Source organism: Streptomyces solicamelliae (assembly GCF_045348655.1).
Taxonomy (GTDB): domain Bacteria; phylum Actinomycetota; class Actinomycetes; order Streptomycetales; family Streptomycetaceae; genus Streptomyces; species Streptomyces solicamelliae.
This window is the reverse complement of the sequence record NZ_CP160404.1, coordinates 61,665-77,367: the sequence shown is the minus strand read 5'-3', so window position 1 is coordinate 77,367 and position 15,703 is coordinate 61,665. Positions and strand designations below refer to the sequence as shown.

Below are 15,703 nucleotides of genomic sequence, written 5' to 3'. Positions count from 1 at the left end.
CGGCACCTCTCGGATCCACGCGGTCGGACGACCGGACGGTTCACCGGCGGAGACCGGGCATAGCCCAGACGCCGCTCACCAGGCCCGCCTGTCCCACGAGGCCCGCATCCCCCGCGGATGCGGGCCTCCGGCGAGGGCGGGCGCCGAACGCCGCAGCACGGGCTGACAAGCGCCATCGCAGCGGGCCGCCACCGGAACGGCGCCGATATCCTCGCGGACGTGATCTGCAAGGGAACGATGGGCATGGATGAGGACGGCTCCGACCACAGCGCGTCTCCGCGATGTACTGAACCCTGCTGAGTGCGTCGTGATCGCTGAGGGATCTCCTGACGAGGCCGAGCACACCTAGCTCAGACACCAGCCGCAAAGTATGCCCTGCGTTACGCCACTCCTCGCTCTCGCGCGATCCAGCAGGCGGCGGTGATGCGCCAGCGGAGTTCGGCGCCGGTGCGGCCCTGGAGTCGGTCGCGCACGTCGTCCATGTTCTGCTGAAGGATCTTGTCGGCGCGGAGTTGGCTGTGTGGACGAGGAGTATCAGGGCACCCCAGGTCATCGCCCAGAACCAGGCGCCGCTGCACCAGCACCGCCGAATCCTATGATCCGGCGGACCCTCAACGACGACTCCTTGCCGCTGCGGAGCCGGGTCGGTGCCGCCTTCGTTCTCCTCTATGCCCAGCCCGTCAGCCGCATCGTTCGCCTCACCAGCGACGACGTCACCGACGACGGCATCAACCTCACCGCCAGCCTGGGACATCCACTGTCTCCGCTCCCGGAGCCCGTCGCCGCCTTGATGCGGGCCTACGTCCGCGCCCGTCAGGACCTGCCCTACGCCGGCTCCAGAAGCTCCCGATGGCCCTTCCCCGGCCGCCAACCAGGGGCAGCCGATGAACCCGGGCAGCCTCCAGGACCACCTCCGCGATATCGGTGTCCCGCCACAGCGAGGCAGGACCTCCGGGATCCGCCGGCTCGTCCTCCTGGCCCCGGCACCCGTCATTGCAAAGGCACTCGGCTTCCACGACAAGACAGCCACCCCCCTGGTCACCGAAGCCGGAGGAACCTGGAGCCGATACGGCCCCGGCGATCACTCTCGATGACACTCAGGGTGCCGTTCACCTCATCTGCCCAGAGGCTTGCCCGACCAAGGCGTTGAGGCTCGCCCGGGCATCTGCCGTCAGCGCTTGCAGTTCCTCGGTCGTTCGGTGAAGGGCGTGAATCATTTCGGTGGTGCGCTCTGCCTGTGAGTGCAGGCTGTCATCCGGCACGAGAAGGTTTAGTTGGTGGACGGCATGGAAGATTGGGCCGCGCAGTCTGAAGCTTCCGTTCTGGCTGCGACGTGCGCCGGGCCGCCTTGATCCTCATGCTTACGCCACCACCAGTCGTGTTGGTTACGTAAGAACTCGTTAGCGGCGCTGGTGAACGCAAGAACGGCGCCGCGGCGTTCGCTGCGGTCTGCGACTCGCCTCTGAAACTGGTACCCCAGCAGCGATCCGATAGGCGTTCCTGAGTGTTGTAAGACCGTGTCCTATGTGGTGAGCCGGACGAGGCGTTTGTAGCAGCACAGGGTTGCGGCGAGCCCGAGAAAGGCGAGGTAGTTGTGGGGATGGCGTTCGTAGCGGTGGTTGAGTCTGCGGTAGCCGGTCAGCCACCACATCGTCCGCTCAATCACCCACCTTCGGCGGCCGAGACGTTCGCTGGACTCGATGCCCTTGCGGGCGATCCGGACGCCGATGCGTTTGCCACGTAGCCATTTCCGCAAGTGAGGAACGTCGTAGGGCTTGTCGGCGTGCAGACGCTGAGGTTTGAAGTGGCGCCCGTTGTAGGGGTCGTGTCTCATTTGGTGACCCGCGACCATGGGCTTCAGCGCGAGGCTGTCGTGGGTGTTTGCCGCGGAGACCCCGACGACGAGGGGCAGTCCGTTCGCGTCCGACAGGACGTGCATCTTGGAACCCGGCTTGCCCCGGTCCACGGGACTCGGACCTGTGAGTTCGCCCCCTTTTTCGCCCTCACGTGGGCGGAGCCGAGGACCGCTCGGGAGAGGTCAAGCAGGCTGGCGTCGTCGAGGCGGTGCAGGATCGCCTCGTGGAGCCGGCCCCACACACCTACCCGGGACCAGATCAGGAACCGGCGGTGCGCGGTCGACTTCGATATGCCGAAGCACGGTGGCAACACCCGCCAGGAACAGCCGCTGACCAGCCCGCAGATGATCGCGGCAAACAGCGTCTCATCAGGCGTGTCCTGCGTTCCCCCTGCCCTGCGGACGCGTCTTCGACTGCGGGATCAGCGGCTCGGCGATCTCCCACAACCCGTCCGGAACAATCCAACTCCACATACCCCGCCCCATGATGGACTCAAAGACCGGCTCACCACATAGGACACGGTCTTATTGCGCCGTGCCTTGCGGCTGGTTGCCTGGGGGCCTGGTGCATCGTTCTCCCTGGCGTGGTCAGGTCACGCCCTGGGTCACGCCACGGGTCGCGCCCTAGGTCCCATCCTGGGTTGCGCCGCAGACAGGATTCGAGAGGCGTAAAACTCCAGCTCAGGGCGGGAACTCCGAGCCTCCACGCGCGCCGACTACCTCTCTACAGGGCTAGTTGGCCAAGCATCATCACGTGCGAAGGGGGGACCAGAGGCCGGCGGTTGAGGAGGAGTAAGAGCAGAGAGCAGAACAGAGGAGAGCAGCGCGGAGGAGGGGAGCACACACGGAGAACGGACGACGAAATGAAGGGCGAGCATAGAGACCAGCGAGCGGTGGAGACGACAGGCACGGCATCGGACAGGGTGAGGGTGGAGGGGGTGCGGCTGACTGCGGCGGTGTGTGGATGTCTGGGCGGGTGGCTCGACGGCTGCCGGGCCCACGGCGGCCACGGCTGTCGGAGGTGCCGGCGGCGATTGAACAGGGCGCCGACGGCCCCGACGATCACGAGAGTGGTACCGGTGGCGGAACGTGCGCCGACCATGAGGCCGGCGCCGGACGCCGATGTGGACGATGGGCAAGGCGTTCGCCCGCGCGTTGGAGCGGGTGGACGAGATGGCGTACCGCCTCGGGCGGCTGAGGCTGTCGCAGATCCCGCCGAACCGGATGGCCGCTCTGGCCCGGTACGCGCTGAGGTCGAAGGCGCCGTTGCTGGAGCGGGAACCGGCGCAGGCAACGAGGCGCCAGGGGACCGATAGTCGGCGGTTGGAGGCGTCAACCCGGAGCAGGTGGCGACGGCCGAGGCCCGCCCCGGGGCCGCGCCGTCATTCAGCGGCATCCAGGAGGGTGCCAAGGCTGGTGATGTGGTCGAGCAGCATCATGTTTCCCTGCACCTTCAGCCGGCCCTTCATGAAGAGCCTTTGGTGGCTCTCCGCGCCGCGCACGAGCCGCACGAAGTCCTCATCGGAAAGGCCGGCGGTGACATGCGGTTCGGGGACTGCTGGGTGAGCGGCCCGGCAGTGCACTGGCTCTTGAGATCCAGGACGTAGGAGGAGGTACCACCGGATTCCGCGATGTCCAGACGCATTACACAGTTGAACTTCTTGCGCACCGCCGCGATCTCGTCGTCGGTGCACCGGGCGAGCTACCGCGAGATCGTGTCGATGATCTCCTTCGTCGTTGCGTCGGCCACTGCAGCTCCCTTGCGCGTGGTCAATTTCGGTGACGTCTCGGAGGTCTTCGGTTGGCCGGCACCCGTACCACCCGCTTAGCAGCGGCGCGGCATTGCCACCCGGTACGCCAAGACCGCCCAGTCCTACGAAGCAGCCGTCACCCTCGCCTCACTCCTGATGCGGGCGTGACATTTGACGACAGCACCTAGGACTTGTCCGGCCGATCATGTGCGGAGCCAGATGGTGAGGGCTGCGGCGGTGGCGGTGCCCAGGTAGACGTAGCGGCGCTTGTCGTAGCGCGTGGCTACCGCCCGGTGCTGCTTGAGCCGGTTGATGGCGCGCTCGACGGTGTTGCGTTTCTTGTACCGCTCTTCGTCGAAGCCGGGTGGCCGCCCGCCACGTGAGCCCTTGCGTAGGCGGGCGGCCTGGCTGTCGGCCTTCTCCGGGATCGTGTGCCGGATAGCTCGGCGCCGTAGGTACTCACGACAGGGCCCGTTGCTGTATGCCTTGTCGGCGGCGACGCTGTCGGGCTTCTTGCGGGGCCTGCCCGGCCCGATCTTCGGGACGCGGACCTTCTCCAGCACCGGTTTGAACTGTGTGCAGTCCGCCCGCTGACCTGGTGTGACGATCAAAGACAGAGGGCGGCAGCGGCCGTCCGCGCTCAGGTGGATCTTGGTGGTGAACCCGCCCCTCGAGCGGCCCAGGCCCTCGCCTCCAGCACCACCTCCACCAGGCGGGCGTACAGGCTCTGCCACGGCGTCTCGTCCTGATGTTCTGGCCCTTCGGCCCCCTTTGAAGCGAGGGCCGGCGGCGGGTCGGTGCGGGCACCCGCCGCATGCTGATGCGCACGAACGATGGTGGAGTCGACCGAGACGTCCCAGTCGATCTCGCCTGCGGCGTCGGCCGCGGCCTGGACCTGCTGGAGCAGACGCTCCCACGTGCCGTCGGCCGACCACAGCCGGTGCCGTTCGTAGACGGTCTTCCACGGCCCGAACCGTTCAGGGAGGTCACGCCACTGCACGCCGGTCCGCACCCGGTGCAGAATCCCGTCGATCACCTGCCGGTGATCCCGCCACCGGCCACAACGCCTGTTGCTGACCGGCAGGAACGGCCGCAGCTGTTCCCACTCGACATCCGTCAGATCACCCCGCCCCATGCCCCCATCAACGGGCTGGACACGGAGTGGTCACCAGCGCGACCGGACAGGTCCTAACCGGATGGTCGGATCGCGGCGAACCGCGCGCTCATGGTGGGACCAAGGTGGTTGACAAGGCCGTATCCGGGCTGGTCCGGCCACGGCAGACTGAAGAGGAACGAGGTGACAATCACCTTGGTCACTTCGGGGACGTCGAGCCGAAGCTGCTCTTCCAGGAACCGCAGCGTGACACGCCAGTCTGTCTCATCCCCGCCGAGGAACGACGCGACGGTCTCCTGAACGACATCCCAGAAGAACACGTGGGACAGGACACCGTGCTCGTTGAAGACGTGAGCATCAAACAGGTCCTCGAAGCCCGGCGAGGCCGCCACCAAGTCCCGCACCAACTGAACATCCCGCTCCACAGCACCCCTCCCTGGCCGCTCAGGATAGATCCACTCCGGCTCCGAACATGATCGGCCGGACAAGTCCTAGCCGTCGTCGGTGCGCGGGACCGCGTCCTGGGCAGGGTGCCATTCGGCCAGGATGATGGTGGCGTCGTCCTGGAGCCGGCCGTGGTGGTGGTCGAGGATGGCGTGGACGAGGCGGCGTAGGGCTTCGGGAGCGGGCTCGCCGGCGGCGAGTGCGCGGGTGACGAAGTCGACGAGCTGCCTCTCCCCGAAGGGCCGCCCATCGAGGGAGCGGGCCTCGGTGACGCCGTCGGTGTGGATCAGGATCCGGTCGCCTGGCTGCAGCTGGGCGTGGTGCACGGTCCGCGAGTGCGGGTAGTCGGGACCGAGGCCGAGCGGAAGCTCGCCGTCGCCTTCCAGCCCCCCCTCGATCACGTGCTGGGCGCGGATCAGTAGCGGCGGGGGGTGGCCGGCGTTGATCCAGGCGAGCTGTCCGGTGCCGAGGTCGAGGTGAGCGAAGACGCCTGTGAGCAGGCCGCCGGGCTGCCACTGGTGCAGGTCCTGGTCGATCCGGTCGGTGATGTCGCTGAGGGTGCCGCCCGCGCGGCGGGTGGCGCGGCAGCCCGCCAAGGCGATCGCCGAGGCCAGCCCCGCAGCCAGGTCGTGACCCATGGCGTCGACCACTGTCAGGTGCAGGTGGCCATCGTCCAGACCGTGGTCGAAGGCGTCTCCGCCGATCTCGTAGGCCGGTTCGAGCGCGGCGCTGGAGGTGACCGTGTCGGTGCCCAGCGTGCGCGGAGGCAGGAACGCCCATACCATCTCCGCCGCCGTGGTCATCGGGCGCCGACGGGCGGTACGGCTGAACAGGTCGCTGAACCCGCTCTTGGAGACGATCGTCAGCGCCGTCACAGCCGCCAGCTGCCCGGCGCCGTCCAGCACGGCCGGGGTGAGCTGGTCAGCGGTGATCCGCAGTACGCCGATGCGGGCGATGCCGTCGACCAGCGGCAGCCACACCGCCAGAGGCCGTCGGCGTGCGAGCCGCAGCGACATGGTCCGATAGGCCCAGCCGGCCACCGTCCCCTCGATCGCCAGCACGTCGCCGCCCTCACCTGTGCCGGGCAGGGCCACCAGCTGCTCCTCCTGCACATCCGCCAGGTAGACGGTCGCCGACGCCATACCCAGACCGCGGGCGGTCTCCTCGACCAGCTGGGCCACCTGCAGCGGGGAGGCGGTATGCGCGCGCTCCAGAAACACGGCCAGCGTGGGACCCAGGTCCTGCGTCATACGCCGCTCACCGGCCCTTCGCTCTCCCGGCCCCTTCTTCGAGTCTGAACCCATCCGGTCCAGTAGGCGGCCCCGCCTCGCGGGAAACATGCACGGCGGCAGCACCCCCGGCGCCGTGCGCAGGCAGGAGGGGGCCCTGGCCGGCATGCTCGAAGGTCCACCACCCGGGCCGTGCCGTGGCAGGCGCTGTCCAACTGCTTGGGGGGCGAAGCGGACGATGGACGCCCCATGGGTGTCGGTGTACTGCCGGTCCACTTCCATGTCGGCGCAGTGCCGCAGCACGCCTTCGATCATCGAGGCGACCTCGTCCTGCCGCACTCCGTACTCCTCCGCCCCCGACCGAGATCACTCGTGCAGCTCAACGAGGTGCCCAGCGAGGGGAAACGACGACACCACTCACGCAGCGGTACATGGCCGTTGGCCCGTAGCTAGTACGAGAACAGGGCCTACAGATCTGCAAACTGCACCCACCTCAGCCGCCCCGCCCCAAGCGGCGCCGAACCGCGCGCGGGTCGGCCCCACGCCCGAAGGAACCCGCGAAGACCATCTGGCCTGCGTGCGCCGCGCACTACCGGCTCTCCTGGCCAGCGGCCTGCCCGATCTGATGCAAGGCTGCCCGCACCCGCCGCCGCAGACCCCAAAGGCCATCGACCGGAGGAAGCAGGGATGGCTGCCGCCTGACTCAACCTGTCACCCGAACCTGACCCAGACCCGACGTCCGCTGTGGGCAGAGTGCTTCGAGGGTGCGTCGTCGGAAGTGTGAGAGGCCGCCGGTCTGCAGGTGCGTGATCCGCGAGGAACGGGGGAGTGGGATGGGCATTCTCGGGGCCAGCGGGCTGACTCGTTCAGTCTCCAGCCCGATCCGATGGTTGTGGTGGAAAGGCGGTGCACCATTTCAGGTAGGCAACGTCGTGTCCGTATCCCACGACGATGCCTCTGTCGGTCGAAGCGAGAGTTGCCCCCAAGAGCCGGGCACGGTGATTCCGGATGGAATCGGCTGCTCCCATGTGAGCACCTCGCCCTTGCCATCCCCGGTGATGGCGACCGTGCGTCCGTCAGGAAGTACTGCCGACGTCACCGCGTACAAGGCTGCGGTGTGGCCGGTGAGGGCTCAGCCGGGTGTAGCGGCTCGCCGGGGCCCGTTTTGGCTGCGCTCCAGGGGTTACACGCTTGCCATGGACATCCATGGAACACGCCGTGCCCAGGCCCGGCCGGCCTTTCCCTCGAACCGAGGGCCGGGCCGTGTGCTGTCGGTGATGGACCGCATCGAGAACTCCCCCCGCGCCGACTGGGCCGTCGTCATCCTGCGGAGGACCGTGCGCGGCCTGCCGCTCGGCCCGGTCCGGGACGTGCTTCACGGGCGGTGGCTCGGGCATCCGCTCCACCCCCTGCTGGTGCAGTTCCCGATCGGGGTGTGGCTGTCGGCCGCTGTGCTCGACCTACTGCCCGGCCACCACCGCGCGGCGCGCGTCCTCGTCGGCGCGGGACTGGCCGGGGCGGCGCCGGCGGCGCTGTCCGGGTGGGCCGACTGGGCCGAGCTGCGCCGACCGCAGATGCGCGTCGGGCTCCTCCACGCGGCCGCCAATATCACCGGCGTGGCCTGCTACGCGAACTCGTTCGCGGCCCGGTGCCGGGGCCGCCACCTGCGTGGGGAGGCCTGGGCGTTCTGCGGCCTCGCCGCGATCGGGGTCGGGGGCGCCCTCGGCGGCCACCTGGCGTACCGGCAGGCGGCGGGAGCGAACCACGCCGAGGAGGTGCCCGCTTTGGTGGAGCCGGGCTGGCATGACCTTGGCGAGGTGGCGGACCTTCCTGAGGATCTGCCCCGGCAGCGGCAGATCGGCGAGATTCCCGTCGTGATCGTCCGGCTGTCGGACGGGCAGGTCCATGTGCTGTCCGCTCGATGCAGCCACATGGGTGGACCGCTCGCTGAAGGCGCGGTGATCGACTCCTGCGTCCGCTGTCCCTGGCACGGAAGCACCTTCCGTCTGTCCGACGGCTGGAATGTGACCGGTCCCGCCACCGCGCCTCAACCCGCGTTCGAGACACGCACCGTCGAGGGACGGCTCGAAGCACGCCTTCCCTCCCGCTACCACGCCAGCGAAAGAAACCGAACATCTCCTGCGACAACCGACACGACCAGCAGCAGCGCGACGACCAGCTCTCGGTACTCGGCAGATGCGGAGGACGACATCCTGGAGCAACTGATCCAACAGCACGAACGGATACGGCGGCTCCTCGCCGAGACTCTGGACGCGGACGGCGATGCGAAGCAACGGTTCTTCGACGAACTGCGCGGCCTGCTCGCTGTCCACGAGGCCGCCGAGGAAATGATCCTGCGGCCCGTCGCCAAGCGCGTCGTCGGCAAGGAAGAAGCCGACGCTCGCAACGAGGAGGAGTCGAGCGCCAACGAGGCGCTCGCCGAACTGGAAAAGCTCGACGTCCACAGCGAGGAGTTCAACGCCCGCCTCATCGCGTTTCAGGAGGCCGTCGATGACCACGCGCAGCACGAGGAACGCGAAGAGTTCTCCGCCATCGGCGCCCGGTGCGACATCGACGAGCGCAGGTCCATGGGGCGCCGCCTGCGCATGGCGCAACGCGTAGCCCCCACGCACCCTCATCCCGCGGCCGCCGGTTCGACTGCCGCGCAGTGGACTATCGGGCCCTTCGCCGCGCTCATGGACCGCGCGAAGGACGCCTTCCGCAGTACAGGCGGCCCGTGAGCCCGGCCGCCTGTACGTGCCTGTGCGCGTCCGGCGCCCACGTGGCCCGACGCCAGAACGAGAGGAGAGGCCATGGTCGCGCCAGTGAGTGTGGCCCGCGCGCAAGGACTGTTCAACGTGGCTGGAGGTCTCTGGCCCCTCCTGTCCCTGCGCACCTTCGAACGCGTCTACGGCCCCAAGACCGACGACTGGCTCCAGAAAGCCTCTGCAGGCCTTCTGGCAGCCTCGGGATTGAGCATGCTGCGGGCCGCTCCGACCGTCGAGGGGATGCGCCATGCCCGGCGCACGGGCATCGGGACCGCTCTGACATTCCTGGCCGTCGACGTCATGTACGTGCCGAGAGGCCGGATCAGCCCCGCCTATCTGATGGATGTGGCCAAGGAGATCACGTGGCTGATCGCCTGGGCGCGAGCCGGCCGCCTTGCGACGCAGAGTGACCACTCGCCCCTCAGCGGGCATGTCGCTGCCCGACCGAAGCCCGGCCACCCAGCCAATGGGCAGGCGCCCCTTGCCGTCTCGGACACTGACCCGCACCTCTTGGACGTCTATCTCAACGACCACTTCTCCGGCTCCACGTCTGGTCTCGCCCTCGTACGTCGTATGGCGCGGGTGCACCGCGGTCGTCCCCTCGGGCCCGCGTTGGAGGACCTGGCTGAGGAAGTACGGCTGGACCGGGTCAGCCTGCGCGGGACGATGTCGGCGCTGGGCGTCCGACCGCGTCGCGGCCGGGCAGCGCTGGGGCTCGTGCTGGAGAGGGCCGGGCGTTTGAAACTCAACGGCCGGCTCCTGTCCCGCTCCCCGCTCAGCGATGTCATCGAGTTGGAGGCCATGCGTCTCGGCGTGGAGGGCAAGGAGGCGTGCTGGCGCTCGCTGCGCACCCTCGCGCCCACCGACCCCCGGCTCGATCCTGACCGCTTTGATTCCCTGATCCACCGCGCCCAGAGACAAGCCCAGGCTCTGGAGACGATGCACACCCGCCTCGTCAAGCAGTCCCTCGCGGACGGAGCGAGCCCGCCCCCTGCCGGGCCCGGAACGCTGCAGGAGTGGCCGAGTAATCCGCGTCCGCCCCTGAGCTGCGCCCAATTGCGGCCGCCAGCGCTCATCGCGCGCCTCGGGGCCGACTCACAGCCACCGCCTGCTGGACCCGATCCGGATGCGTACGGGCCGGGTCGCGCGGGCCGCGTTGCCGATGGGCGCCGCCGTGCCCGTCGGCGGTACGGTCCCACCGGTCAGCCGACCGACCGTACGCCACCAGCCCGGACATCCCGTCGCCGCGCACGATGGACTGCCGGTCCCACCAGGCAATGCGGCGCAGGCATTGAGCATGCCAAGGGGCTATGGGCGGTGCTGGGCCAGGCCGAGCGGCGTTCTCGTTGTCCAAGAGGGCCAGCAGCAGTTCCCGGTGGAGCGACCGGTTCGAGCAGGTCGGGGTGCCGCAGCAAGGGCGCGGCGTCGTGCTCGTGGTTGCCGGGGCCCTTGTGAGGCGGGTGACCTCCCCTGCCTGGCCGCGATCGGCGAGCTGGGATAGGGCAGGCTCCGCCACAGCACGGCTAACCTGGCGAATCCCCCGCGTCGTGCAGAGGTCTGCCTGGGAGACCGAACCTCACCGTCGTCAGCTGGGTTGCCTGTCTCCTCGCAGCCCCACCCTCGCCATGGATGCCCATCACTGGTGGTCCGCGGATCCGCGTTCACGCCCTGAGTGCGGCCCCGTCTTGAAGCGCAGCCTCGGCCCGCTCACGACCTCGCCGACCGGACGCCCGAGGGGGCGAATGGCGCCTCGCGGCGCGGGCAGGCGCCCGGTGTGACGGAGGCGGCGACATGGGTCGGACAGCACTCATCGTGATCGACATGCTGAACACCTACGAGCACGAGGACGCCGAGGTGCTGATGCGGTCGGTCCGCGAAGCCCTTCCAGGCGTCGGGACGCTCCTCAAGCGAGCGCGGGATACCCAGGCACCGGTCATCTACGTGAACGACAACTTCGGCCGCTGGCGCTCCCACCACGGCGAGATCCTCGAAGCCGCCCTCGCAGGCCGGTACTCCGACCTGGTCGAGCCGATCGCACCTGAGGAAGACGACCTTTTCGTCGTCAAGGCACGGCACTCCGTCTTCTTCGAAACGCCCCTGGCTTACCTGCTGGGCCAGCTCGGCGTCCAACGGACAGTGCTGTGCGGGCAGGTGACCGAGCAGTGCGTGCTCTACTCGGCACTGGACGCCCACATTCGGCACCTCGAGGTCATCGTGGCCCTCGGCGCGGTCGCCCACATCGATGCCGGCCTCGCCGAGGCGGCCCTGCGCATGATGGAACGCAACATGGCGGCCGAGCTCCGCCCGTGCGGCGAGATCACCTTCGAGGACGCCTCATCAGACTGATCCCGGCGCGTACGATGCCGGCCGGCCCGGCCCATTCGACGAGGCTCACGGCGGCTGCGGCTGCTGGCACCATCGGTGCCGCACTATTCACCGTCCGGCGCGGCTGAGCGGCGTGGCAGGCGCTCTGCTCACGTCGCAGGGTTCTGGCACGACTTCCGAAATCGTGCCAGAACCCGGAGTCGTGAAACAAAGCCATGGCAGACGTCGGGCATGCGTGGTGCGATGGCCTGTATGCACCTGTGTGGCCACGACGGGAGGAGCGATCATGGCACAGGACAAGCCGCTCAAGGCCCGCGACATCATGACGGCCGGCGCAGAGTGCGTCGGTGAGCGCCAGTCCCTGCAGGACGCGGCAAGGATGATGCGCGACATGCGGGTGGGTGCGCTGCCCATCTGCGGTGATGACGACAGACTTAAGGGCATGGTCACCGACCGGGACATCGTCATCGAGTGTGTGGCTGACGGACGGAACCCGGCCCAGGTCGAGTGTGGTTCCCTCGGCGGTGAGCTGCACTGGATCGACGCGGAGGCGTCGGCGACGGACGCCCTGCACGTCATGGAGGAGCACCAGGTGAAACGCCTGCCGGTGATCGACGTGCAGAACGGCCACCGTCTCTGTGGAATGATCTCGGAGGCGAACCTCGCCCAGAACCTCACCGACAAGCAGATCGCCGAGTTCGCGAGCCGTATCTACGCGGGCGCCCACTGAGAACCCGCTGGCCCGGCTTTCGGTCGAGGCTCCCCACGATGGGGGCGGGGCCTCTGCCGGTGCCAGTGGTTCGGCGTCTGATATGCGCCCTGAACTGTCCGTACGGCGCGTTCTAGCCGAAAATGGTCATGCCGCCCTCTGTCGTGCTCTCACTCCAGGGCGTCCTCCGGCAGGGGGCGGGCCCGGGGAGGCAGAGGGATCCATGGTCAATACCTGGCCGAGGACGGATCCCTGCACCTGGAACTCGTACATGATCGGGACGCCCCAGTCGCGTTGCTGCCGCTCTGCCCATCGAACGCTTCTCCTCGCGCGCGTCTGGTCAGGATGCAGCTGGCAACTGGCCGACCCGTCCCCGCGTCACTCAGTGCGCTCCCGTACCTGTCGGATGTGCGAGGGCCCATGCCTCTGACCATCGTCAGCCCTGCCTCGATTGCCACTTCGCCCGGGCCGACAGCCGCCCGACTGGTAGATCAGCCAAGCGCTGGTGGGCCGATGGCGGTACCGGCCACAACGTCGCTGGGGTAGTGCGCTCTGGCGCCTAGGCGCTCGATGGCCACCATTGACGGCTGGGGCGGCTGCCACCGCTCCCCACCCGAGCGAGGTGGCGGCCGCGAAAGCCACCGCTGCGGCTGCGTGGCCGGAGGGCAAGGAGGACGAGTCCGGCCGGTCCTCGACCTCATCGTGCGGGATCCGCTCTTCCGGCGGTCGGTGCCGGTTGGACAGCTGCGTGCACACCGCGTTCGACAGGAGTCGCGCAGTAAGCATGCAACGCCCGCCGCTGCGGCTCTGCGTTCCGCGTGCCCGCCGAAAACGGCCATCGTCAGGGCGGTGCCCCACCACAGTTTGGATGGTTCCGCGGCTGTTTTCACGGCGGGCAGCACTCTGTCGCCAGTCTCTGAAAAATGACCCCCGTTGGCGCCGCCAGCACCGCGCTGGCATGCGTCGAGCTCAGGAAGACGTCTTCGCCCGCAACGCCGCCGCCCGTAACTGCCGCGTCTACGTCTCCAACGTCGTCCCCGGCTTCTTCCAGACCGCCGACTATGCGAGTGCCCTCATGCGCTCCCTCATCGACTTCCAGGGCATCCCCGACGACGACGCCGAAGCCGTCGCCGCACGACTTGCTCGCTTCCGCCCTCCTCTACGAGGGCGACCACCGCTTCGTCGTCCTCATTGAGGAGTGGGTGCTGCGCTTCCGCATCGGCACAGCCGAGACGATGGCCGGCCAGCTGGCTCACCTGCTGACCGTGATGCCGCTGCCGTCGGTCTCCCTCGGCATCATCCCGACCGGCGTCCCGCGCACCGTGTGGCCGCTGGAGGCGTTCCACCTCTACAGCGACCAGCACACCGTCGTGGAGGCCCTCACCGCCGGTATCAACGTCCGCCAGCCCCGCGAACTCGCCGACTTATGCCAAAGCCACCTTCAAGGGCCTGGCCCAGATGGCCGTCCACGGTGACGCGGCGCGCGCCCTCATCCGCACCGCAGCCAACACCCTGGGGTGAATCCGCGCAGCTACCCGTAACCTTGTTGAGGCCCTGCCCCCGCCGTCCGTAGCGTCGAAACACCGACGGACCACAGCCGAGAGGTGGGCCTCATGTGCGCACGCACAACCAGACAGTCTTCGCACATGGCCGCATGGTGCCACCCGCTGGTCCGGACTGTCGCCCGGAATGATCGGCGGACTCCGATGCCGAGGGGCGGCCGTCGGCATGGCTCCCACGATGCCTTGACGAGCAGGGCGCACAAGCAGTGGATGCCGATGGTGTCGAGGTGGAGAAAGTCCGTCGCGAGCAGGCCGTCGACCTGGGTCTTGAGGAACTGAATCGACTCCAACCCGGCAACTGAGTAGGCCACTTGGGCTGACAGGCAGGTGAAGCCCCTGCTAGACGGGTCTTGACCAAGAAATCCGTCTCCTCCAGAGGCCTCCTGTGCTTGTGTACCCGTCGGGCGTCGACGTGTCCAGCTCTGCCCTGCGCTCCCTGTCCGCCAAGCTCCGCCAACACCGCCGGGCTCGGTCCTCGATCGAGCAGGCTCGGCGCCCAGCGGCGGCGCCAGGCTGCGGCAACCGAGGCTGCCGCTCTGCGCCGGGCACGCGCGGCGAACGCAGGGCGCCAGGTCATGCCGCAGAGGCTTGAACAGACGGTGTGTGACCCGGTGAGGCAGATCGGTCAGGAGGCTTCGTTTTTGCGGGCGTGCCGTCCAGGGAGTCGAGGAGCTCTCCGAAGGTGTGCTTCCCTTCGCACGGGTTCGTTGCAGGAGAGGATCTCGTCGGCGGGGATCTGGCAGGTGCTCCAGGGTGTGGCCTGCAGTCCTGGCTCAACTCCCCCGCCGTCGTCACCACTGCCGTAGCAGCCTCCGCCGCCTACCCCGCCCTCCTGCCAGCCCTGGAACGCACCTTCACCTTCCAGCGGGGCAAGGAACTCCAGCAGGGCCGAACCTGAACGACTGAGTCAGCTCCAGGCGCCGGCCTGAACGAATCAGCCAGTCGCAGTGACTCATTGATCCTCGTCCCGTCCGCTGCGGCACGGCCATCCGCGCCGAGCAGGGACGTCCTGCTGCGCGGCACCTCTGCCGACGTACGTGGAATTCAGCGGGGGCGACGTCCGGTCAGCGCCTCCCACCGATCGAACGCCGTCTCCAGCTCCGCCAGCACCTTGCGCAATTCGGCGCTGTTCTCGTGCCGTGCAGTGACCTTCTCGAGCGCTGCCCGAGCCGCGTCCATGGCTGCCGTGTCGGCCCGGGCCTCCTCCAGGCCGGCCTCGGCCTTCCGGATCGACTCCGCCTGCCGTCGACGGAACTTCTCTTCGACAGAGACGGCTTTCTCGATGCGGACGCTGAAGCGGCGAACATCCTCCTCGGGGAACTCGGCGCCGTCGAACTCCGCAAGCTCTGCAAGGCCATCGGACGATCTGAGGTAGATGTAGGCCGTGCTCGTACTCCGGGCCGCGTCGAACTGCACGGCAAGGCCCACGAGCGGAATCTCCTGCTCTTCAAAGATGGCGACGTGCTCGTAAAGCGACACCTTCCCGAGCCGCGCGGCGAAGGCGCCACGGCCCGCTCGGCGGAGCCGCTCCAACTCACGCTCCGCCAGTTGGCCCCTGTCTTTGTAGGCTCGCTCGGCCCGCGTGAGGCGATTCTGAGCGTCCGATGCCTCCTGGCGCACCCTGCCACGGACCTTGGCCACGTCGTTTCGTGCCCGGGCGAGATTCTCACGGTCTGTCTTGTGAACCGGAGCGAAGGCGAAACTCCAGCCGCCCGGGTACTGGACGACCCTCCAAACGGCCCAGACCACGCCACCGACCAGGGCCACTGCCACCAGCTCGACCACGCTCACTCGCATCCTCCCCCTCACCCTTCGGCCGTGCCAGCCGATGGAACGACAACCCGAATATCGAAGGTCGTTGATGGAGCGTCAACAGCGTCTTGCAGCAACGAGAACAGTCCGCTGATGCGTACCGCGCCCAGGCGTCCGGGCACCCGCGAACAGGC

At 68.4% G+C, this 15,703-nt stretch carries 9 protein-coding genes and 4 pseudogenes; 6 read left to right on the top strand and 7 right to left on the bottom strand.

All coding sequences use genetic code 11. The annotated features are described in order from the left end of the window. Nucleotides 1-1,522: 1,522 nt before the first annotated feature. From ABZO31_RS00365 to ABZO31_RS00340, 6 genes and pseudogenes are all read right to left on the bottom strand, one after another. Nucleotides 1,523-2,341 (bottom strand): annotated as a pseudogene (locus tag ABZO31_RS00365) (IS5 family transposase). Between the two features lie 896 nt (nt 2,342-3,237). After that, entirely contained in the window at nt 3,238-3,549 is a 312-nt protein-coding gene (locus ABZO31_RS00360) for an SCP2 sterol-binding domain-containing protein (protein ID WP_406858775.1), read from the bottom strand. A 260-nt stretch (nt 3,550-3,809) separates the two neighbouring features. Next, nucleotides 3,810-4,741 (bottom strand): IS5 family transposase gene (locus ABZO31_RS00355; RefSeq protein ID WP_406858774.1). Its coding sequence is split into 2 segments (ribosomal slippage): nt 3,810-4,403 and nt 4,406-4,741, totalling 930 coding nucleotides; the frame shifts between segments, so codons are not numbered across the junction. Nucleotides 4,742-4,794: 53 nt separating this feature from the next. After that, nucleotides 4,795-5,145 carry a hypothetical protein gene (locus ABZO31_RS00350; protein ID WP_406858773.1) on the bottom strand — a complete coding sequence of 117 codons (351 nt, stop codon included), beginning with the start codon at nt 5,143-5,145 and terminating at the stop codon, nt 4,795-4,797. A 66-nt stretch (nt 5,146-5,211) separates the two neighbouring features. Next, entirely contained in the window at nt 5,212-6,414 is a 1,203-nt protein-coding gene (locus ABZO31_RS00345; RefSeq protein WP_406865220.1) for a PP2C family protein-serine/threonine phosphatase, read from the bottom strand. A 204-nt stretch (nt 6,415-6,618) separates the two neighbouring features. Further along, a pseudogene (locus tag ABZO31_RS00340) lies at nt 6,619-6,720 on the bottom strand (Tn3 family transposase); the annotation flags it as partial. Nucleotides 6,721-7,670: 950 nt separating this feature from the next. Here ABZO31_RS00340 and ABZO31_RS00335 point away from each other — a divergent pair. From ABZO31_RS00335 to ABZO31_RS00310, 6 genes and pseudogenes are all read left to right on the top strand, one after another. Continuing rightward, the gene (locus ABZO31_RS00335) at nt 7,671-9,134 is read left to right on the top strand and encodes a Rieske 2Fe-2S domain-containing protein (protein WP_406858772.1); all 1,464 of its coding nucleotides are present in this window, start codon (nt 7,671-7,673) and stop codon (nt 9,132-9,134) included. Between the two features lie 72 nt (nt 9,135-9,206). Further along, nucleotides 9,207-10,616 (top strand): hypothetical protein, encoded by a 1,410-nt coding sequence (locus tag ABZO31_RS00330; RefSeq protein ID WP_406858771.1) that lies wholly within the window; start codon nt 9,207-9,209, stop codon nt 10,614-10,616. A 336-nt stretch (nt 10,617-10,952) separates the two neighbouring features. Then, nucleotides 10,953-11,507 (top strand): isochorismatase family cysteine hydrolase, encoded by a 555-nt coding sequence (locus ABZO31_RS00325; RefSeq protein ID WP_406858770.1) that lies wholly within the window; start codon nt 10,953-10,955, stop codon nt 11,505-11,507. A gap of 265 nt (nt 11,508-11,772) precedes the next feature. Continuing rightward, nucleotides 11,773-12,216 (top strand): CBS domain-containing protein, encoded by a 444-nt coding sequence (locus ABZO31_RS00320; RefSeq protein ID WP_406858769.1) that lies wholly within the window; start codon nt 11,773-11,775, stop codon nt 12,214-12,216. Between the two features lie 913 nt (nt 12,217-13,129). After that, a pseudogene (locus tag ABZO31_RS00315) lies at nt 13,130-13,716 on the top strand (DUF5753 domain-containing protein); the annotation flags it as partial. 426 nt (nt 13,717-14,142) lie between these two features. Next, a pseudogene (locus tag ABZO31_RS00310) lies at nt 14,143-14,263 on the top strand (IS5/IS1182 family transposase); the annotation flags it as partial. 538 nt (nt 14,264-14,801) lie between these two features. On the opposite strand, the gene ABZO31_RS00305 reads toward ABZO31_RS00310, so the two are convergent. Next, nucleotides 14,802-15,548 (bottom strand): hypothetical protein, encoded by a 747-nt coding sequence (locus ABZO31_RS00305; protein ID WP_406858768.1) that lies wholly within the window; start codon nt 15,546-15,548, stop codon nt 14,802-14,804. Between the last annotated feature and the right edge of the window lie 155 nt (nt 15,549-15,703).